The 19,117-nt window shown below is 58.1% G+C and carries 14 protein-coding genes and 1 pseudogene; 8 read left to right on the forward strand and 7 right to left on the reverse strand.

Translation table 11 applies throughout. The features are described from left to right. The first annotated feature begins 1 nt into the window (after nucleotide 1). Nucleotides 2-2,434 carry a bifunctional aspartate kinase/homoserine dehydrogenase II gene (locus BHE81_RS23285; RefSeq protein ID WP_002882944.1) on the forward strand — a complete coding sequence of 811 codons (2,433 nt, stop codon included), beginning with the start codon at nucleotides 2-4 and terminating at the stop codon, nucleotides 2,432-2,434. On the opposite strand, the gene BHE81_RS23290 is transcribed toward BHE81_RS23285, so the two are convergent. Then, a complete protein-coding gene (locus BHE81_RS23290) occupies nucleotides 2,409-3,545 on the reverse strand; it encodes an IS1 family transposase (RefSeq protein WP_004895143.1) in 1,137 nt (378 codons plus the stop codon). The genes BHE81_RS23285 and BHE81_RS23290 overlap by 26 nt on opposite strands. A 138-nt stretch (nucleotides 3,546-3,683) precedes the next feature. On the opposite strand from BHE81_RS23290, the gene BHE81_RS23295 reads away from it, so the two are divergent. Continuing rightward, nucleotides 3,684-5,240, forward strand: a complete 1,557-nt coding sequence (locus tag BHE81_RS23295; protein WP_004150390.1) for a bifunctional metallophosphatase/5'-nucleotidase — start codon at nucleotides 3,684-3,686, stop codon at nucleotides 5,238-5,240. A 37-nt stretch (nucleotides 5,241-5,277) separates the two neighbouring features. Here the strand turns inward: BHE81_RS23295 and BHE81_RS23300 are convergent, their stop codons facing one another. Continuing rightward, nucleotides 5,278-5,649 (reverse strand): carboxymuconolactone decarboxylase family protein, encoded by a 372-nt coding sequence (locus BHE81_RS23300; RefSeq protein WP_002882947.1) that lies wholly within the window; start codon nucleotides 5,647-5,649, stop codon nucleotides 5,278-5,280. Between the two features lie 91 nt (nucleotides 5,650-5,740). Here BHE81_RS23300 and BHE81_RS23305 point away from each other — a divergent pair, with 91 nt between their 5' ends. Together BHE81_RS23305 and metF are read left to right on the forward strand one after the other, a co-directional pair. Further along, entirely contained in the window at nucleotides 5,741-6,649 is a 909-nt protein-coding gene (locus BHE81_RS23305) for a LysR family transcriptional regulator (protein WP_004187294.1), read from the forward strand. A 228-nt stretch (nucleotides 6,650-6,877) separates the two neighbouring features. Further along, complete coding sequence (metF, locus tag BHE81_RS23310) at nucleotides 6,878-7,765, forward strand: methylenetetrahydrofolate reductase (protein ID WP_004203682.1); 888 nt, start codon at nucleotides 6,878-6,880, stop codon at nucleotides 7,763-7,765. A gap of 93 nt (nucleotides 7,766-7,858) precedes the next feature. Here metF and gldA read toward each other — a convergent pair whose 3' ends face one another. The 3 genes and pseudogenes from gldA to BHE81_RS23325 form a co-directional block, all read right to left on the reverse strand. Beyond that, complete coding sequence (gene gldA / locus BHE81_RS23315) at nucleotides 7,859-8,962, reverse strand: bifunctional L-1,2-propanediol dehydrogenase/glycerol dehydrogenase (protein ID WP_004146274.1); 1,104 nt, start codon at nucleotides 8,960-8,962, stop codon at nucleotides 7,859-7,861. Between the two features lie 54 nt (nucleotides 8,963-9,016). After that, a complete protein-coding gene (gene fsa / locus BHE81_RS23320; protein WP_004177977.1) occupies nucleotides 9,017-9,679 on the reverse strand; it encodes a fructose-6-phosphate aldolase in 663 nt (220 codons plus the stop codon). Between the two features lie 205 nt (nucleotides 9,680-9,884). Next, nucleotides 9,885-10,871 (reverse strand): annotated as a pseudogene (locus BHE81_RS23325) (helix-turn-helix transcriptional regulator). A 24-nt stretch (nucleotides 10,872-10,895) separates the two neighbouring features. Between BHE81_RS23325 and zinT the strand changes: the two are divergent. Continuing rightward, nucleotides 10,896-11,546, forward strand: coding sequence for a metal-binding protein ZinT (gene zinT, locus BHE81_RS23330; protein ID WP_004177973.1), 651 nt, complete (start codon nucleotides 10,896-10,898; stop codon nucleotides 11,544-11,546). Between the two features lie 43 nt (nucleotides 11,547-11,589). Here the strand turns inward: zinT and ppc are convergent, their stop codons facing one another. Both ppc and argE read right to left on the reverse strand, forming a co-directional pair. Continuing rightward, complete coding sequence (ppc, locus tag BHE81_RS23335; RefSeq protein WP_004181636.1) at nucleotides 11,590-14,241, reverse strand: phosphoenolpyruvate carboxylase; 2,652 nt, start codon at nucleotides 14,239-14,241, stop codon at nucleotides 11,590-11,592. Between the two features lie 258 nt (nucleotides 14,242-14,499). Further along, a complete protein-coding gene (argE, locus tag BHE81_RS23340; protein ID WP_048271342.1) occupies nucleotides 14,500-15,651 on the reverse strand; it encodes an acetylornithine deacetylase in 1,152 nt (383 codons plus the stop codon). A 113-nt stretch (nucleotides 15,652-15,764) separates the two neighbouring features. Here argE and argC point away from each other — a divergent pair, with 113 nt between their 5' ends. The 3 genes from argC to argH all read left to right on the forward strand — a co-directional run bounded on the left by argC (nucleotide 15,765) and on the right by argH (nucleotide 19,025). Further along, nucleotides 15,765-16,769 carry an N-acetyl-gamma-glutamyl-phosphate reductase gene (gene argC, locus BHE81_RS23345; RefSeq protein WP_004181637.1) on the forward strand — a complete coding sequence of 335 codons (1,005 nt, stop codon included), beginning with the start codon at nucleotides 15,765-15,767 and terminating at the stop codon, nucleotides 16,767-16,769. Nucleotides 16,770-16,775: 6 nt separating this feature from the next. Then, a complete protein-coding gene (gene argB, locus BHE81_RS23350; protein ID WP_004187843.1) occupies nucleotides 16,776-17,552 on the forward strand; it encodes an acetylglutamate kinase in 777 nt (258 codons plus the stop codon). A 99-nt stretch (nucleotides 17,553-17,651) separates the two neighbouring features. Beyond that, on the forward strand, nucleotides 17,652-19,025 hold the full coding sequence (gene argH, locus BHE81_RS23355) for an argininosuccinate lyase (protein ID WP_004146283.1): 1,374 nt from the start codon (nucleotides 17,652-17,654) through the stop codon (nucleotides 19,023-19,025). Nucleotides 19,026-19,117: the final 92 nt, after the last annotated feature.

Raw genomic sequence — 19,117 nt, forward strand, 5'->3', positions numbered from 1 at the left:
GATGAGTGTGATTGCGCAGGCAGGGGCGAAGGGTCGTCAGCTGCACAAATTTGGTGGGAGTAGTTTAGCGGATGCGAAATGTTACCTGCGCGTCGCGGGGATCATGAAGGAGTATTCGCAGGCGGGGGATATGATGGTCGTCTCCGCCGCTGGCAGCACCACCAACCAGCTGATCAGCTGGCTTAAGCTTAGCCAGAGCGATCGCCTTGCTGCGCATCAGGTTCAGCAGTCGCTTCGCCGCTATCACACCGAGCTGATTGGCGGTCTGCTGGAGCCTGCGGCGGCGGATACGTTGATAGCCGCCTTTATCCACGACCTTGAGCGTCTGGCTGGTCTGCTGGACGGCGGGGTTTCCGAAGCGGTCTATGCGGAAGTGGTCGGCCATGGGGAAGTGTGGTCCGCGCGCCTGATGGCGGCGGTTCTCAACCAGCTGGGTATGGAAGCCGCCTGGCTGGACGCGCGCGCGTTCCTGCGCGCGGAACGCGCCGCGCAGCCGCAGGTGGATGAAGGATTATCCTATCCGCTGCTGCAGCAGCTGATGGCGCAGCATCCTAACAAACGTCTGGTGGTGACCGGCTTTATCTCCCGCAACCAGGCCGGCGAAACCGTCCTGCTGGGCCGTAACGGGTCTGACTACTCTGCCACCCAGATCGGCGCGCTGGCGGGCGCCTCCCGGGTCACTATCTGGAGCGACGTTGCCGGGGTGTACAGCGCGGATCCGCGCAAGGTGAAAGACGCCTGCCTGCTGCCGCTGCTGCGTCTGGACGAAGCCAGCGAGCTGGCGCGCCTGGCCGCGCCGGTGCTCCATGCCCGCACGCTACAGCCGGTTTCCGCCAGTGATATCGATCTGCAGTTACGCTGCAGCTACACGCCGGAACAGGGTTCCACGCGCATTGAGCGCGTGCTGGCCTCCGGTACCGGCGCACGGATTGTCACCAGCCATGACGACGTCTGCCTGGTGGAGTTCCAGGTGCCGGCCGGTCACGATTTCAAACTGGCGCATAAAGAGCTGGACGCTCTGCTCAAACGCGCCCAGCTGCGCCCGTTAGCCGTTGGCGTCCATGCCGACCGTAAGCTGCTGCAGTTCTGCTATACCTCCGAGGTGGCCGACAGCGCGCTGAAATTGCTCGATGAAGCCGGTCTGCCGGGCGAGCTGCGTCTGCGTCAGAAGCTGGCGCTGGTGGCGATGGTGGGCGCGGGAGTCACCCGTAACCCGCTGCACTGCCACCGTTTCTGGCAGCAGCTCAAAGGGCAGCCGGTGGAGTTCACCTGGCAGTCTGAAGAGGGGATCAGTCTGGTGGCGGTGCTACGCGCCGGGCCGACGGAAAGCCTGATCCAGGGGCTGCATCAGTCCTTGTTTCGCGCCGAAAAGCGTATTGGCCTGATGCTGTTCGGCAAAGGGAACATTGGTTCCCGCTGGCTGGAGCTTTTCGCCCGTGAACAAACTACGCTGTCGGCGCGTACCGGTTTCGAGTTTATTCTCGCCGGCGTAGTCGACAGTAAACGCAGCCTGCTGAACTACGACGGGCTGGACGCCAGCCGGGCGCTGGCTTTCTTCAACGATGAAGCGGTGGAGCAGGATGAAGAGTCGCTGTTCCTGTGGATGCGCGCGCACCCGTATGATGATTTAGTGGTGCTGGACGTCACCGCCAGCGAACAGCTGGCCGACCAGTACCTTGATTTCGCCAGCCATGGCTTCCACGTCATTAGCGCCAACAAGCTGGCGGGCGCCAGCAGCAGTGATAAATATCGTCAGATCCACGACGCGTTTGAGAAGACGGGGCGCCACTGGCTATATAACGCCACCGTGGGCGCCGGCTTGCCGGTGAACCATACGGTGCGCGACCTGATCGACAGCGGCGATACTATTCTCGGCCTGAGCGGTATCTTCTCGGGAACGCTCTCCTGGCTGTTCCTGCAGTTTGATGGCACCGTGCCGTTCACCGACCTGGTGGATCAGGCGTGGCAGCAGGGGCTGACCGAGCCGGATCCGCGCGTCGATCTGTCCGGTAAGGATGTGATGCGTAAGCTGGTGATCCTCGCGCGGGAAGCGGGCTATGACATCGAACCGGATCAGGTGCGTGTGGAATCACTGGTGCCGGCGCACTGTGAAGAGGGGTCGGTCGATCACTTCTTTGAGAATGGCGAAGAGCTGAACGAGCAGATGCTGCAGCGTCTGGAAGCGGCCCGCGAGATGGGACTGGTGCTCCGCTACGTGGCGCGCTTTGATGCCAACGGCAAAGCACGCGTCGGTGTGGAAGCGGTACGCGAAGAGCACCCGCTGGCGGCGCTGCTGCCGTGCGATAACGTGTTTGCCATCGAAAGCCGCTGGTATCGCGATAACCCGCTGGTGATCCGCGGGCCCGGCGCCGGGCGTGATGTGACCGCCGGGGCGATCCAGTCGGATATTAACCGCCTGGCGCAGCTGCTGTAAGCGTCGCGTTATACTCTTGAACCAGTGAGGCCACTATTTGCGTTACGCGCCCTGCGGAATACAGGGCGCTCTGCGCAAACGCGGGTCTGTTTTTCAGCCATATTGTAAACCGTCGGCTGGCCGCAAGGTCTGGTAGAAAGGCGTTCTCTTCTGCAGTGCCGGCAAGCCGGCAGACCATTTTCTGATTCTCTTCCTGCGTCCAACGCTGCCATGAATTTTGCCACCAGCCATGATGGGTTTTCCCCTGTAGCTGCCACGGAGCCGGGCTGGCTGGGTTCCTTATCTCTTCTTCCACATACCATAGATCGCCTTGCCGCTGACGAAAAAGCGGCGCCCAGGCAACGATCGCCGCGCCGCGTAAAAAGCATTCATGCGCAATAACGTGCGTTTTCACCTCTGGAAACCGCTGGCTGAGCAGTTTGAAATGACCGTGCGCGGCGATAACCGGGCGCAATATATTGCCGCGGGCATGGCGCTTTTGCATTGCGCTGCCGTACTGGATTTCATCGAACTGACTGCGTTGTAAAAAGCGCATTTCAGTGAGAGAAATACGTTGAATAATATCGTCAGTCTCCTCCCTGTCGGCTTGTCCGCCGCGCCAGTGATAGCGTAATGACTCGCCTACCGCGAAAGGAGTGAAATTAGAGGTAAGATGAATAACATTACCGCGCACGGCATCAAAGCTTAATAAAAAATAGAGCTTTTGCCCGGCGGCATTACCCTGGAATGGCGCTATCAACGGTACGCTGCAAATACGTCGTGGGGCTTCAATTGGGGCGATGTGTGGGAATTTTGGCGTCCAGACCTTTTTACAGTGGCGGCACTGAAGGCGTTGCGTACCCTGCGGATTGCGGCCGTAGCGAATAATATCCCGCTGATAGCATACCGGGCAAAAATAGCCGTAGCGGCGGGCATGATCCGTCAGATAAGCCGCCAGCCAGGGGCGGAATTCCCGTTCGTTAAACAGGGGGGGATAGCTGCCGCAGGCTGCGCAGTAGAGCGCCGGGTAGCCCAGCCGAAAATTCGGGAAATGATACTCAGCCGCAGACGGTAAACCTAAATTGCGGCAGCCAAAAGTTTTACAGGCATTAATGGTAAAGAGAGTATCCACTGGCAGGTCAATACCAACGATTTTTACAGATCGTTAATTTTGTCCTGCTCAGGTTGCATACAACTGTGAATGCTCTCACATAAAAAAGTCTTTCAGAACGTAACTTAGCGGTTCTTTATCACTCTGAAAGGAACTCCGATGAAACTAAAAGCAATGAGCGCAGCACTTCTGTTGACTTTGCCTTTCTGGGCCTGCGCCAAAGATGTCACCATAATTTATACCAATGATCTTCATGCCCATGTCGAACCTTATAAAGTGCCATGGATAGCGGATGGTAAACGAGATATTGGTGGTTGGGCGAATATCACGACGATGGTGAAACAGGAAAAAGCGAAAAATAACGCGACCTGGTTTTTTGATGCCGGGGATTATTTTACCGGGCCTTACATCAGTAGCCTGACGAAGGGTAAAGCGATAATCGATATTATGAATACGATGTCCTACGATGCGGTGACTATCGGTAATCATGAGTTCGATCACGGCTGGGATAATACGTTGCTTCAGCTTAGCCAGGCGACATTCCCGATTGTTCAGGGCAATATTTTTTATCAGAACAGCGATAAATCGTTCTGGGATAAGCCCTATACCATTATCGAAAAAGATGGCGTGAAAATTGGCGTGATTGGCCTGCACGGCGTGTTTGCTTTTAATGACACCGTTTCTGCCGCGACGCGAGTGGGTATCGAAGCGCGCGATGAGGTGAAATGGCTACAGCATTATATCGATGAACTTAACGGTAAAGTGGATCTGACCGTGGCCCTGATCCATGAAGGCGTCCCGGCGCGTCAGTCGAGCCAGGGGGGAACCGATGTGCGTCGTGCGCTGGATAAAGATATTCAGACTGCGGGTCAGGTGAAAGGCCTGGACGTTTTAATTACCGGCCATGCTCACGTTGGCACACCGGAGCCCATTAAAGTGGGTAATACGTTGATTCTTTCTACCGATAGCGGCGGCATCGATGTGGGTAAACTGGTGCTGGATTATCAGGAGAAACCGCACCAATTCACGGTGAAGCACTTTGAGCTGAAGACGCTTTATGCCGATGAGTGGAAGCCTGATCCGCAGACAAAACAGGTCATCGACGGCTGGAATAAGCAACTTGATCAACTGGTGCAGCAGGTCATTACACAATCGCCCGTTGAACTGACCCGTGCGTATGGTATCTCTTCGCCGTTGGGCAATCTTGCCGCTGACGCCTTGCTGTTGGCAGCAGGTAGGAGTACGCAGATGGCGTTAACCAACTCGGGCGGGATCCGGAATGAGATCCCCGCCGGGGCGGTGAGCATGGGCGCCGTTATCAGCACCTTCCCGTTTCCCAACGAGCTGGTCACCATGGATCTAACCGGGAAGCAGTTGCGTAGCCTGATGGAGCATGGCGCCGGGTTGAGCAACGGCGTGCTGCAGGTCTCCCGGGGACTGGAAATGAAGTATGACAGCAGCAAACCTGTGGGCCAGCGCGTTGTGTTATTCAGGCTAAACGGTAAACCGATTGACGATACGACGGTTTACCATATTGCCACCAACAGCTTCCTTGCAGATGGCGGCGATGGTTTTGTCGCGTTTACCGAGGGGCAGGCGCGTAATACCTCCGGCGGCTATTACGTTTCAAATGCGGTCGTAGACTATTTCAAAGCCGGGCAAAAGATAACGGATGAGCAGCTTAGCGGGCAGCGCGTTGTCGATGTGAAGAAATAAGTTTTTAAGGCCGGGCAGTCAGCCCGGCCTTAAGCGATCAGTGGGCCGCAAATACCGCCCTGGCGGCAAACAGGCCGTTGAGGGCCGCCGGGAATCCGGCATAGACTGCCATCTGCATGATCGCTTCCGTAATCTCCTCTTGCGTCAGGCCGACGTTTAATCCTGCGGCAATGTGTACTTTCAGCTGTGGCTCGGCGTTACCCAACGCCGTGAGCGCGGCGATGGTGGCGATTTCCCGGCTGCGTAAATCGAGCCCTGGCCTGGCGTAAATATCGCCGAAGGGGAACTCAATCAGATAGCGGGCGAAATCGGGGGCGATATCCCGCAGGCTGTCGACGACAGCTTCCCCGCCCTTACCATCCACCCGCTGAAGCATTTCCTGACCGATGATATAACGTTCGCTGGACATCGTTTTTCCCTCTCTGTGATGGTGCGTTAAGAGGAAGGGTAGGGAAGTGTGCCGGACTTGAGTAATACCCTTTTCGTGATACCTTTTCAGTATGACAACTTCGCGATTACATTCCCTGGATATTCGCCTGCTGCGCGCCTTTGCCGTGGTAGCGGAGGAAAATAACATCAGCCGGGCGGCGCAGCGGTTATTTATCTCGCAGCCGCCGCTGACCCGCCATATCCGCCATCTGGAAGCGCAGCTGGGGGTGACGCTGTTTCAGCGCCATAGCAAAGGCCTGATCCTGACCGACGCGGGTAGAGAGGTGCTGGAGATGATTCAGCCTCTGCTGGCGCTCCAGGAACGCACGCTGGCGGCATTGAGTGAGCTCGCGGCCCACTCGCCGCAGGCTCTACGTCTGGGCGTGACGACGGCCTTCGAACAGGGCATTTTCGCCGCCGTTGAGGCTGCGCTGAGCGAACATACCCGCGCGTTGCATATCACCCGCCACGCCTCACCGGCGCTGGCTCAGCAGGTACGCAAAGGCAAACTCGATGCGGCGCTGGTCGCGTTGCCGCTCAATACTGAAGGGCTGCACCTGCACCCATTGCCGTATCATGAGCCGCTCATTGCGGCATTACCGGCCTCCTGGCCGGAAGCCGCCAGGCCAGGGCTGACGTTAAGCGCGCTCAATCATCGGCCGCTGTTCTGGTTTAAACGCGAGCGTAATCCTGGTTTCTTTGACTACACGCGCCGCATTTTCGACCGGGCTGGCTATGCCCCGACGTATGTGGAAGAGCCGGCCGAGCATGATGTGCTGCTGGCGCGTATTGCGCGCGGGGAAGGCATGATCCTGCTGCCGGCGTCCTTTTCCGCGATTCAGCGTCAGGGGGTGGCGTTCTGCCCGGTGGCTGAGGGCGACGCGATGCCGTTAAGCCTTGGGGTGATTTATCCGCCTCACCAGGCAGAGTCCGTGCAGCAATGGCTTTCTCTGCTGGATGGCATTCTGGCGACTGGCTAGTCTCAGGCTGACTCGCGAGCCACCTTATATTGCCCACCGAGCCGCTTCCTGAGCGTGGCCAGGTGATCGGAAGATGAATTTTTTTCATATTGGCGGCCTTTTCCTCACTCTTTACGCAGATTTTTCTATTGACGCCCGCGCGCTTTTCCGTCATTTTTACATCTGGACGTCTAAACGTATAGAAGTTCGCAATACAACAGCCATTACATGCGATTGATGAGGTAAGGTATGAGCTTTTTTCACGCCAATCAGCGGGAAGCCCTGAATCAGAGCCTGGCGGAAGTCCAGGGCCAGATTAATGTGTCCTTTGAATTCTTTCCGCCGCGCACCAGTGAAATGGAGCAAACCCTGTGGAAATCCATCGATCGCCTGAGCAGTCTGAAACCGAAGTTTGTCTCGGTGACCTATGGCGCGAACTCCGGCGAGCGCGATCGCACCCACAGCATCATCAAGGGCATTAAAGAGCGAACCGGTCTGGAAGCGGCGCCGCACCTGACCTGTATCGATGCGACTCGCGATGAGCTGCGCACTATCGCCCAGGATTACTGGAACAACGGCATCCGCCATATCGTCGCGCTGCGCGGCGACCTGCCGCCGGGCAGCGGTAAACCGGAGATGTATGCCGCCGATCTGGTCAGCCTGCTGAAAGAGGTGGGGGATTTCGATATCTCTGTTGCCGCGTATCCGGAAGTGCATCCGGAAGCGAAAAGCGCGCAGGCGGATTTACTCAACCTGAAACGCAAAGTCGAGGCAGGCGCCAACCGCGCGATCACCCAGTTCTTCTTCGATGTGGAAAGCTACCTGCGTTTTCGCGATCGCTGCGTCTCAGCGGGCATCGACGTGGAAATTATTCCGGGTATCCTGCCGGTATCCAACTTTAAACAGGCGAAAAAGTTTGCGGATATGACCAACGTTCGTATCCCGGTGTGGATGTCGAAAATGTTCGAAGGTCTGGATAACGATGCCGAAACCCGTCAGCTGGTGGGGGCTAACATCGCTATGGACATGGTGAAGATTTTAAGTCGGGAAGGGGTAAAAGATTTCCACTTCTACACCCTGAACCGCGCCGAAATGAGCTACGCCATCTGCCATACGCTGGGCGTGCGTCCGGCCTGAGTGCTTGCCGTTTCCGCCGCCAGTGGGCGACACGTCCGGCAGATAAACATAAAAAACACCCGGCTGACGCCGGGTGTTTTGTTTTGCTCTGGATTATTCCCATTCCTGCAGGAAGCGCTGACCATACTGGTCGGCCACCAGCAGCGCGGCGTAGACCTGGTCGGAATCAACGCCGCCCGGCATATTGTGAATGGTTTCGCCTTCAGCGCAGGCGGCTTCCGCCACCAGACGCATTTTGGTCGGGATATCACCTTTGATATCCAGCTGCGCCAGGGTGATCGGCAGCCCAACGCTGTGGCACAGCGCGGCGACGGTCTCTATTTCGTCCACCGGCGCATTTTCCAGCACCAGCTGCGTCAGGGTTCCGAACGCCACTTTTTCCCCGTGATAATAGTGATGGGCGTCAGGGATGGCCGTCATGCCGTTATGAATCGCGTGCGCCGCCGCGAGACCACCGCTTTCGAAACCCACGCCGCTCAGATAGGTGTTGGCTTCCACCACCCGCTCCAGCGCCGGGGTGACCACGTGCTGTTCGGCGGCCAGCATCGCTTTTTCACCCTCTTCGAGTAAGGTGTTGTAGCATAGCTCGGCCAGCGCCAGCGCCGCCTGGGTGCACTTCCCGCCCGCCATGGTGGTGGCGCCGCTACGGGAGCAGGCGCGGGCTTCGAACCAGGTAGCCAGCGCATCGCCAATCCCGGCGGCCAGCAGGCGGGCCGGCGCGCCGGCAACGATCTGCGTATCGACAATGACCATGTTGGGGTTGCGCGGCAGCATCAGGTAGCTGTCGAATTCCCCTTCGTCGGTGTATATCACCGACAGCGCGCTGCACGGCGCATCGGTGGAGGCGATGGTGGGGGCGATCGCCACCGGCACATTCATAAAGTGGGCCAGCGCTTTCGCGGTATCCAGGGTTTTGCCACCGCCGATCCCCAGCACGGCGGTGCACTTCGCGTTGCCGGCGATATCGCGTAGACGGTTGATTTCATTATGCGAACACTCACCGCCAAACGGCGCGATTTCGGCCGCCAGGCCAGCGTCGGCCAGGCTTTTACGCAGCATCTCTTCCGCAAACCCCAGGACGAACTTATCACCGACCACCAGCCAGCGCTCGGCCAGCGGTTTCAGATAGTCGCCGAGGCGCTTGATGGCGCCTGCGCCCTGGATATATTTGCCTGGTGATTGAATAATGCGATCCATTTCGATTCCTCCTCGATGACCGTGACGCCGCCCGCAGGCGGCTCGCGGATCCGGTTACAGATTCAGCGTGCCAAAGGCGTTATTCCAGTCTTGTTCAAACTTCTCTATGGCTGACTCTACCGCAGGGGTGCCGAGCATTTGTTGCGCTACATCTAGTGGAAGGGTGATTGCTTCGCAGCCAGCCAGCAGACAATCCAGCGCCTGGCGTGGCGTTTTGAAGCTTGCCGCCAGAACTTTGCTCTCGGGCGCATGCATTTCCAGCAGGGATTGCAGCTCCTGCACCATGCGGATGCCGTCCCCGCCCTGGGCGTCGACGCGGTTAACGTAAGGCGCGACGTACTTTGCGCCGGCCAGCGCGGCCAGCAGGCCTTGCGAAGCGCTGTAGACGGCGGTGCCAAGGGTCGGGATGCCTTCTTTCTTCAGCAGTTTGATAGCGGCGAGCCCTTCGGCGGTGACCGGGATTTTGACCACAATGCCCGGCACGGCATTGCTCAGACGTTTGGCCTCTTCCACCATGCCCTGCGCGTCGCGGCTCATGGTCTGCGCGAAGAGGGTGCCCTCCGGACCGACGGCTTTTTGCAGGCGCGGCAGCACATCCCAGACCGGGACTTTACCGGCGGCGATAATGCTCGGGTTGGTGGTTACCCCGGCCAGCGGGTAGATGCGGGCCAGGCGTTCCACTTCGGCGACGTTGGCGGTATCCAGATAGAGTTCCATTGTGTTTTCCTCAATGCTTAATTCGGTGCTGTCGTTGAGGTAAGCATACGGCTTTCGTTCGAAGGATCGCCAGATGACAAATTTGCCAAAAACTGGATAAATGTACGCATCGTGATTAAGGATGATTTAGATCACATTTATCGGCGCTGGCTGGGATGGGAGGTAACTATAGCGCGCACAAAAGTCAGGTTTAACACACAAAAATCTAGTTTTTTACCGGGGATGCTTTTTCCGTCAGCTGGCTATGGTACTGGCGGCGGTATTCAGACGGCGAGCGTTCCGTAGTTTTGCGGAACAGGCGGCAGAAGTAGTTGCTGTCGGCGAAGCCGCAGGCGTGGGCGATGTCTTTCACTTTCATATCGTGGCCCTTCAGCAGCATACGGGCCTGTTCGAGACGAATATGGTTTAGATATTCATTGAAGCCCATTGGCCCACATTTCTGGAACAGATGGGAAAGATAGTTGGGAGAGAGGTAGAACGCCTGGGCCACCGATTCCCGGCTCAGCGGTTCCGCATAATGGATGTCCATATATTGGCGGATCGCTTCGAACAACGCCTGGCTGCGCGAGGAGGTTTGCGCCTGGCTGCCGAGAAGATCATGGCAGTGGCTGAGCAGGCTGACGACGATGCTGCGGGCGGTTTGCTGCTCCTGCGGTTGCATCCGGAGTTCATTGAGCGCCTGCAGCAGAAATGATCCGACGCGCGGCCCGCGGCGCAGCGCCTGCCGCTTGTCGACAACAGTTATCGCCTTGCCATTCCAGTGCTGCAGCGAGCACTCCAGCTGCTGCTTAGCGAACAGGATGCTTAACAGCAGGCAGGGCGCTTGCCACTGCGGGCAGTTCCAGCTATCGCCAGGGATATAGAGCACGTCATGGGCCTCAAGGAGCGGGGCGTTATCGCCGAGGGCCTGGTCGGGCAACTGCCCATCAAGGAGAATATTCAGACGGGGAAAATCCACCTGCACCACCGGCTCAGCAGGCGAGCGCGTCTCGCCGGCGAAATAAACCCGGCCGAGGCTGGTCTGCTTTTTTAGCAATGCATCAATAAGTTGATTGATATCGTTGTCCATCATTCTTCCGTTCAGCGCATCACCCTTTTCATCATACCGGACATTATTCCAGCGGTAAAAGCGCTTGCCTGTCGCTCTTGCCTCCTAGATAAGATATGTTATATCGTAACAATTTGTCGCCATTGATAGCAAACTCAGGAGAGAGTAATGACCAGAAAGATCCCCCTGCTGGCCTTAGGATTCGGCATGGCTTTAGCCAGCGCCCAGGCGTTCGCCCACGGCAACCATAGCCATGGCCCGGCGTTAACCGAAGTGGAGCGTCAGGCCAGCGAAGGCATTTTTGCGGATAAAGATGTGCAGGACCGCGCGCTGAGCGACTGGGAAGGCGTCTGGCAGTCGGTGAACCCGTATCTGCTCAATGGCGATCTCGATCCGGTGCTGGAGCAGAAGGCGAAAAAGCCCGGCGGCAAGAGCGTGGAGGAGTATCGCGCCTATTATAAGAAGGGCTACGCCACCGATGTGGAGCAGATTGGCATTGAAGATGACGTGATTGAGTTCCACGTTGGCCAGACCGTCAATAGCTGTAAATACCGCTATTCAGGCTATAAAATTCTGCATTACGCCTCCGGTAAGAAGGGCGTGCGTTATCTGTTCGAGTGCCAGCAGGGCGATGCCAAGGCGCCGAAATTTGTGCAATTCAGCGACCATATCATTGGCCCGCGTAAATCACAGCATTTCCATATTTTCATGGGCAATGAATCACAGGAGGCGTTGCTGAAAGAGATGGATAACTGGCCGACCTATTATCCGTATGCGCTGCATAAAGAACAGATCGTTGATGAGATGCTGCACCACTAGAACGGGCGGAAAACCCCCGGCCGGGCGGCCGGGGAGAGATAGATTAACCGGTGTTACGCATACCGGCGGCGACGCCGGCGATGGTGACCATCAGCGCTTGTTCAACGCGCGGATCCGGGTCCTTGCCCTCTTCTTCAGCCTGGCGTGAACGGTGCAGCAGTTCCGCCTGCAGGACGTTCAGCGGGTCGGTATAGATATTACGCAGCTGGATAGACTCGGCGATCCACGGCAGGTCGGCCATCAGATGGGAGTCGTTGGCGATGGCCAGCACGACGTTGATATCGGCAGCCAGCAGCTTGCGCAGCTCGGAACCCAGCGCCCACAGCTCCGGCTTCACCAGGCGCTGATCGTAGTACTCCGCCAGCCACAGGTCGGCCTTCGAGTAAACCATCTCCAGCATGCCGAGGCGGGTAGAGAAGAACGGCCAGTCGCGACACATGGCTTCCAGTTCACTCTGTTTTCCACCTTCGACCACCTTCTGCAGCGCAGCGCCAGCGCCCAGCCAGGCTGGCAGCATCAGGCGGTTCTGGGTCCAGGCGAAGATCCACGGAATGGCGCGCAGCGACTCGACGCCGCCGGTTGGACGACGTTTTGCCGGACGCGAACCCAGCGGCAGTTTGCCCAGCTCCTGCTCCGGGGTCGCAGAGCGGAAGTAAGGGACGAAATCTTTGTTTTCACGCACGTAGCCGCGATACATCTTGCACGACACGTCGGACAGCTCGGCCATGATGTCGCGCCATTCTGCTTTCGGCTCCGGCGGCGGCAGCAGGTTGGCTTCCAGAATGGCGCTGGTATACAGCGACAGGCTGCTGATGGTGACTTCCGGCAGGCCGTACTTAAAGCGGATCATCTCGCCCTGCTCGGTAACGCGCAGGCCGCCTTTCAGGCTTCCCGGCGGCTGCGAGAGCAGCGCGGCGTGGGCCGGCGCGCCGCCGCGGCCGATAGAGCCGCCGCGACCGTGGAACAGCGTCAGTTCAATACCGGCTTTTTCGCAGGTTTTGATCAGCGCGTCCTGCGCCTGGTACTGCGCCCAGGAGGCGGCCATCACGCCGGCATCTTTAGCGGAGTCAGAGTAGCCGATCATGACCATCTGCTTGCCCTGGATAAAGCCGCGGTACCAGTCGATATTCAGCAGCTGGGTCATGACGTCGTTGGCGTTGTTGAGGTCATCCAGCGTTTCGAACAGCGGGGCCACCGGCAGAGCAAAGCCAATCCCGGCTTCTTTCAGCAGGAGATGAACCGCCAGCACATCGGACGGCGTTTTCGCCATCGAGATCACGTAGGCGGCGATCGATCCGCGCGGCGCCTCGGCGATCACCTTGCAGGTGTCGAGAACTTCACGCGTCTCTTCGCTTGGCTCCCACTGGCGCGGCAGCAGCGGACGTTTGGAATTCAGTTCGCGGATCAGGAAAGCCTGTTTGTCGGCTTCCGACCAGCTTTCGTAGTCGCCGATCCCGAGGTAACGGGTCATTTCACCCAGCGCTTCGGTATGGCGGGTGCTTTCCTGACGAATATCAATACGCACCAGCGGTACGCCGAAAGACTTCACGCGGCGCAGGGTGTCGAGCAGTTCGCCGTTGGCGATAATGCCCATGCCGCAGGCCTGCAGCGATTTATAGCAGGCGTACAGCGGCTCCCACAGCTGCTCGTTCTGAGTGATCAGTCCCGCCGGTTTCGGCAGCTTCTGACCTTTCAGACGCGCTTCCAGCCAGGCCTGGGTCTCCATCAGCTGAGAGCGCAGTTTTTTCATCAGATAACGGTACGGTTCCTGAGCGCCCTCGGCGCCAGCCAGGGCGCGCAGCTCGTCGGTACACTCCACCATCGACAGCTCGGAGATCAGCACCTGCACGTCTTTGAGGAACAGGTCGGTCGCTTTCCAGCGGCTGAGCAGCAGCACGTGGCGGGTGATGTCGGCAGTCACGTTCGGGTTGCCGTCGCGGTCGCCGCCCATCCACGAGGTGAAACGCACCGGGACGAAGTCCACCGGCAGCTGATAGCCAAGGTTGGCTTCCAGCTGTTCGTTCAGCTCGCGCAGATAGTTAGGCACCCCTTCCCACAGGCTGTTTTCCACCACCGCGAAGCCCCATTTGGCTTCATCGACCGGGGAAGGGCGGTGCTTACGAATTTCATCGGTATGCCACGACTGGGCGATCAGCTGGCGCAGACGGCGCATTAGCTGATGATGCTCGTAGTCAGCGATATCTTTGTTGTCCAACTGCTTAAGGCAGTTGTTCACTTCCACCATTTTATGGATCAGCGTCCGGCGGGTGATCTCGGTCGGGTGGGCGGTTAACACCAGCTCCAGAGACAGCGATTCCACCGCTTGTTTGATGGTCTCTTCGTTGAGATTGGGTTGGTCTTTGAGCTTTCTCAGGGTACGCGCAATGACTTCCGGATTGCTGGCCGCTTCGCCATTGGCCGAAATGCTGTGGTACTGCTCAGCGGTGTTGGCCAGATTCAGAAACTGGCTGAAGGCACGGGCCACCGGCAGCAGTTCGTCGTTTGACAAATTCTGCAGCGTGGTCAGCAGCTCCTGGCGGTTAGCTTCGTTGCCGGCGCGTGAAGATTTGGACAACTTACGGATAGTTTCGACACGATCAAGAATATTTTCTCCCAATGCATCCTTGATGGTATCGCCCAGCACCTTGCCGAGCATACTGACATTACTACGCAATGCGGAATATTGTTCGTTCATGTTACCCCAGACACCCCATCTCATTTTATTTTGTTATATCCGCTGCGCTGGAACGTGAGCAACGGATAAGCAACCCGTCTTTTATAAAGCCACGTAAATACCCCCACGTCAATTACTGCGAAATCGCTTCAGCAAACGAGTAAATCGCCGTAATTTGCGAAATTTAATTCAGGGAGCGCTGGATAAGCATCGCTTATGGAAATGTGACGATCGTCACCGTTCCGCCCCGGGAGAACGGGGCGGAAAAAGAGGGCGATTTTAGTGCCAGCAGAAGTGATGAACCACCTGGCTAATCAGCTCCCGGGTCGGCTTGATAAAGCGCGTCTCCAGATACTCGTCAGGCTGATGGGCCTGATTGATGGAGCCCGGGCCGAGAACCAGCGTCGGACACAGCGTCTGGATAAACGGCGCTTCGGTGCAGTAGTTCACCACGTCGGTCTGCGCGCCAAGCAGTTTCTCGACCACCTGCACCAGCTTATGGTCCGGCGGGCACTCGTAGCCGGGGATCGGCGGATGCAGCTCAGAGACCGTCAGGCGGCCCGGCCAGCGTTCGCTGACCGGGGCCAGCGCCTCGCCCAACAGACCATTAAGATCGTTTAGGGTCATCCCCGGCAGCGGGCGGATATCCATATGCAGTTCACAGCAGGCGCAGATACGGTTTGAGGCATCGCCGCCATGGATAGCGCCCAGGTTGAGGGTTGGGTAAGGGACCGTAAACGCCTCGAAGTGATAGCGCTCTTTAAGCAGATCGCGCAACTGCATAATCCGGCCGATGGCGTCGTGCATCAGCTCAATCGCGTTGACCCCGCGCGCCGGATCGCTGGAGTGGCCGGACTGGCCCTGAATACGGATCGCGTTGGACATATGGCCTTTATGGGCGCGGATCGGCTGCAGGGAGGTGGGCTCGCCGATGATGGCGCAGTCCGGGCGCAGCCGGGTGGTTTCGGCAAAGTAGCGCGCGCCGGCCATGCTGGTCTCTTCGTCGGCAGTGGCCAGAATATACAGCGGCTTTTTCAGCGTGGTGACGTCGACATCGCGCAGGGCGTCGAGAATAAAGGCGAAGAAGCCTTTCATATCGGCCGTGCCGAGGCCGTAGAGCTTGTTATCGTGTTCGGTGAGGGTGAACGGGTCGCGCGTCCAGCGGCCATCATCGAACGGCACGGTATCGGTATGCCCGGCGAGCAGCAGGCCGCCGGCGCCGTGTCCGGTGCTGGCCAGCAGGTTGAATTTATGGCGCGTATCCGGCACCGGCTGTATCTCAACATTGAAGCCGAGATCGCGGAACCAGCCTGCCAGCAAATTGATTAAAGACTCATTGCTTTGATCGAGAGACTCTTCGGTCGCGCTGATGGATGGTGTGGCGATCAACGCGCGGTAAATCTCGATAAAGGGCGGTAAATTGTTTTTCATTGTTGACACACCTTGGGTCGTGATAGTATCAATATTCATGCATTTATTGTGAATAAAAATACAATATCGTTGAGCGTAAGAAAACCCATCGAATGTAAGGAGATGCGCTTCCAATGTTAAATACGCTGATTGTGGGTGCCAGTGGTTATGCCGGCGCAGAGCTGGTGACCTATATCAATCGTCATCCGCATATGAACATAACCGCTTTGACGGTCTCCGCGCAAAGCAATGATGCGGGAAAATTAATTTCCGACCTGCATCCGCAGCTCAAAGGCATTGTCGATATGCCGCTGCAGCCGATGTCCGATATCAGCGAATTCAGCGCTGGCGTGGACGTGGTGTTTCTCGCCACCGCGCACGAAGTGAGTCACGATCTGGCGCCGCAGTTTCTTGCCGCTGGCTGCGTGGTGTTCGATCTCTCCGGTGCCTTCCGCGTTAACGATGGGGCGTTCTACGAAAAATATTACGGTTTCACTCATCAGCATCCCGACCTGCTCAAACAGGCGGTGTATGGTCTGGCGGAGTGGAGCGCGGATGCGCTTAAAGACGCGCAGTTAATCGCAGTGCCAGGCTGCTATCCGACGGCGGCGCAGCTGTCGCTGAAGCCGCTGATTGAGGCCAATCTGCTGGATCTCAACCAGTGGCCGGTAATCAACGCTACCAGCGGGGTGAGCGGCGCGGGTCGTAAGGCCGCGATCGGCAACAGCTTCTGTGAAGTTAGCCTGCAGCCGTACGGCATATTTAACCATCGCCATCAGCCGGAGATTGCCAGCCACCTCGGGGCAAAGGTAATTTTTACCCCGCACCTGGGTAATTTTAAGCGCGGCATCCTGGAAACCATTACCTGCCGCCTGAAGCCGGGCGTCGGCCATGCGCAGATCGCGGCGGTTTACCAGCAGGCTTACGCCGATAAACCACTGGTACGTTTATATGATAAAGGCGTGCCCGCTTTGAAAAGCGTCGAAGGCCTGCCATTCTGTGATATCGGTTTTGCCGTGCAGGACGATCATCTCATCGTCGTCGCGGCAGAGGATAACCTGCTGAAAGGCGCCGCAGCGCAGGCGGTGCAGTGCGCGAATATTCGTTTCGGCTTCGCTGAGACGCAGTCTCTTATTTAAGGTGTGATGATGAACCCATTAATTATCAAACTTGGCGGCGTATTACTCGATAGCGAAGAAGCGCTGGAGCGCCTGTTTACCGCGCTGGTTAACTACCGTGAAGCGCACCAGCGTCCGCTGATTATCGTCCACGGCGGCGGCTGCGTGGTGGATGAGCTGATGAAGCAGCTCAACCTGCCGGTGCAGAAGAAAAATGGCCTGCGCGTTACGCCGGCTGAGCAAATCGACATCATCACCGGCGCGCTGGCGGGAACCGCCAACAAGACGCTGCTGGCGTGGGCGAAAAAACATGGTATTTCCTCGGTAGGCCTGTTCCTCGGCGATGGCGATAGCGTGAAGGTCACGCAACTGGATGCTGAGCTGGGCCATGTCGGGCTGGCGCAGCCGGGCTCCCCGGCACTGATCAACACCCTGTTGGCCGGCGGTTACCTGCCGGTGGTGAGCTCTATCGGGGTGACCGATGAAGGCCAGCTGATGAACGTCAACGCTGACCAGGCGGCGACAGCGCTGGCGGCCACCCTGGGGGCGGATCTGATCCTGTTGTCTGACGTTAGCGGTATCCTCGACGGTAAAGGGCAGCGCATTGCCGAGATGACCGCCGAGAAAGCGGAACAGCTGATCGAGCAGGGGATTATCACCGACGGCATGATTGTTAAAGTGAATGCGGCCCTTGACGCCGCACGTGCTCTGGGCCGTCCGGTGGATATCGCCTCCTGGCGTCACGCCGAGCAGCTGCCGGCGTTATTTAACGGCACGCCGATCGGCACACGTATTCTGGCTTAAGATTTCATGCCCGGCGGCGCGTCGTCTGCCGGGCTTACAAGACCGTAGGCCGAGCGGCACAATGCCGCCGGCGGAACTAACGAATAAAGGAAGCATGTTATGGCACTTTGGGGCGGGCGTTTTACACAGGCAGCAGATCAACGGTTCAAACAGTTCAACGACTCGTTGCGCTTCGACTATCGTCTGGCGGAGCAGGATATCGTTGGCTCTGTCGCCTGGTCGAAAGCGCTGGTAACGGTCGGCGTTCTGAGTGCCGCTGAACAGCAGCAGCTGGAAGAAGCGCTGAACGTGCTGCTGGAAGAGGTGCGCGCCAATCCGCAGCAAATCCTCGCCAGCGATGCCGAAGATATTCACAGCTGGGTGGAAGGCAAGCTGATCGATAAAGTGGGCCAGCTGGGCAAGAAACTGCACACCGGGCGCAGCCGTAACGACCAGGTCGCCACCGATCTTAAACTGTGGTGCAAAGATACCGTTGTCGAACTGCTCTCGGCGAACCGCCAGCTGCAGAGCGCGCTGGTGGAGACCGCCCAGCAGAATCAGGACGCGGTAATGCCGGGGTACACCCACCTGCAGCGCGCCCAGCCGGTGACCTTCGCGCACTGGTGTCTGGCCTACGTTGAAATGCTGGCGCGTGACGAAAGCCGTCTGCAGGACGCGCTGAAGCGCCTCGACGTCAGCCCGCTGGGCTGCGGCGCGCTGGCGGGGACGGCGTATGAGATCGACCGCGAGCAGCTGGCCGGCTGGCTGGGCTTTGCCTCCGCCACCCGCAACAGCCTCGACAGCGTGTCCGATCGCGATCATGTGCTGGAGCTGCTTTCCGATGCGGCTATCGGTATGGTGCATCTGTCGCGCTTTGCGGAAGATCTGATTTTCTTTAACTCCGGCGAGGCGAACTTCGTCGAGCTTTCCGACCGCGTGACCTCCGGCTCCTCGCTGATGCCGCAGAAGAAAAACCCGGACGCCCTGGAGCTTATCCGTGGCAAATGCGGCCGCGTGCAGGGTGCGCTGACCGGCATGATGATGACGCTGAAAGGACTGCCGCTGGCCTACAACAAAGACATGCAGGAAGATAAAGAGGGGCTTTTCGACGCCCTGGATACCTGGCTCGACTGCCTGCATATGGCGGCCCTGGTGCTGGACGGCATTCAGGTAAAACGTCCGCGCTGTGCGGAAGCGGCGCAGCAGGGCTATGCCAACGCCACTGAGCTGGCGGATTATCTGGTGGCGAAAGGCGTACCGTTCCGCGAGGCGCACCATATTGTCGGTGAAGCGGTAGTGGAAGCCATTGCGCAAGGGAAACCGCTGGAAGCGCTGACCCTGGCCGATCTGCAGAAATTCAGCCCAGTGATTGCGGACGATGTGTATCCGATCCTGTCGCTGCAGTCCTGCCTCGAGAAACGCGCAGCGAAAGGCGGCGTCTCGCCGCAGCAGGTAGCCCAGGCTATCAACGAGGCGAAGGCTCGTTTAAGCTAATCCTTAGATATCTGCCCTCCCTGACCCGGCCAAGCCCAGCGACGCCGGGTTTTTTATGCAAAAAAAAAGCGGACGCAAGGTCCGCAAAAGTT

Source organism: Klebsiella sp. AqSCr (genome assembly GCF_008452795.1).
GTDB lineage: Bacteria > Pseudomonadota > Gammaproteobacteria > Enterobacterales > Enterobacteriaceae > Klebsiella > Klebsiella pneumoniae.

What these genes read in the sequence shown, in the direction of transcription:
- zinT (WP_004177973.1), top strand. Translation starts at nt 10,896, where the DNA reads ATGACCAGAAAGATCCCCCTGCTGGCCTTAGGATTCGGCATGGCTTTA.
- BHE81_RS23295 (WP_004150390.1), top strand. Translation starts at nt 3,684, where the DNA reads ATGAAACTAAAAGCAATGAGCGCAGCACTTCTGTTGACTTTGCCTTTC.
- gldA (WP_004146274.1), bottom strand. Translation starts at nt 8,962, where the DNA reads ATGGATCGCATTATTCAATCACCAGGCAAATATATCCAGGGCGCAGGC.
- metF (WP_004203682.1), top strand. Translation starts at nt 6,878, where the DNA reads ATGAGCTTTTTTCACGCCAATCAGCGGGAAGCCCTGAATCAGAGCCTG.
- argH (WP_004146283.1), top strand. Translation starts at nt 17,652, where the DNA reads ATGGCACTTTGGGGCGGGCGTTTTACACAGGCAGCAGATCAACGGTTC.
- argE (WP_048271342.1), bottom strand. Translation starts at nt 15,651, where the DNA reads ATGAAAAACAATTTACCGCCCTTTATCGAGATTTACCGCGCGTTGATC.
- BHE81_RS23285 (WP_002882944.1), top strand. Translation starts at nt 2, where the DNA reads ATGAGTGTGATTGCGCAGGCAGGGGCGAAGGGTCGTCAGCTGCACAAA.
- BHE81_RS23300 (WP_002882947.1), bottom strand. Translation starts at nt 5,649, where the DNA reads ATGTCCAGCGAACGTTATATCATCGGTCAGGAAATGCTTCAGCGGGTG.
- argB (WP_004187843.1), top strand. Translation starts at nt 16,776, where the DNA reads ATGATGAACCCATTAATTATCAAACTTGGCGGCGTATTACTCGATAGC.
- fsa (WP_004177977.1), bottom strand. Translation starts at nt 9,679, where the DNA reads ATGGAACTCTATCTGGATACCGCCAACGTCGCCGAAGTGGAACGCCTG.
- argC (WP_004181637.1), top strand. Translation starts at nt 15,765, where the DNA reads ATGTTAAATACGCTGATTGTGGGTGCCAGTGGTTATGCCGGCGCAGAG.
- ppc (WP_004181636.1), bottom strand. Translation starts at nt 14,241, where the DNA reads ATGAACGAACAATATTCCGCATTGCGTAGTAATGTCAGTATGCTCGGC.
- BHE81_RS23305 (WP_004187294.1), top strand. Translation starts at nt 5,741, where the DNA reads ATGACAACTTCGCGATTACATTCCCTGGATATTCGCCTGCTGCGCGCC.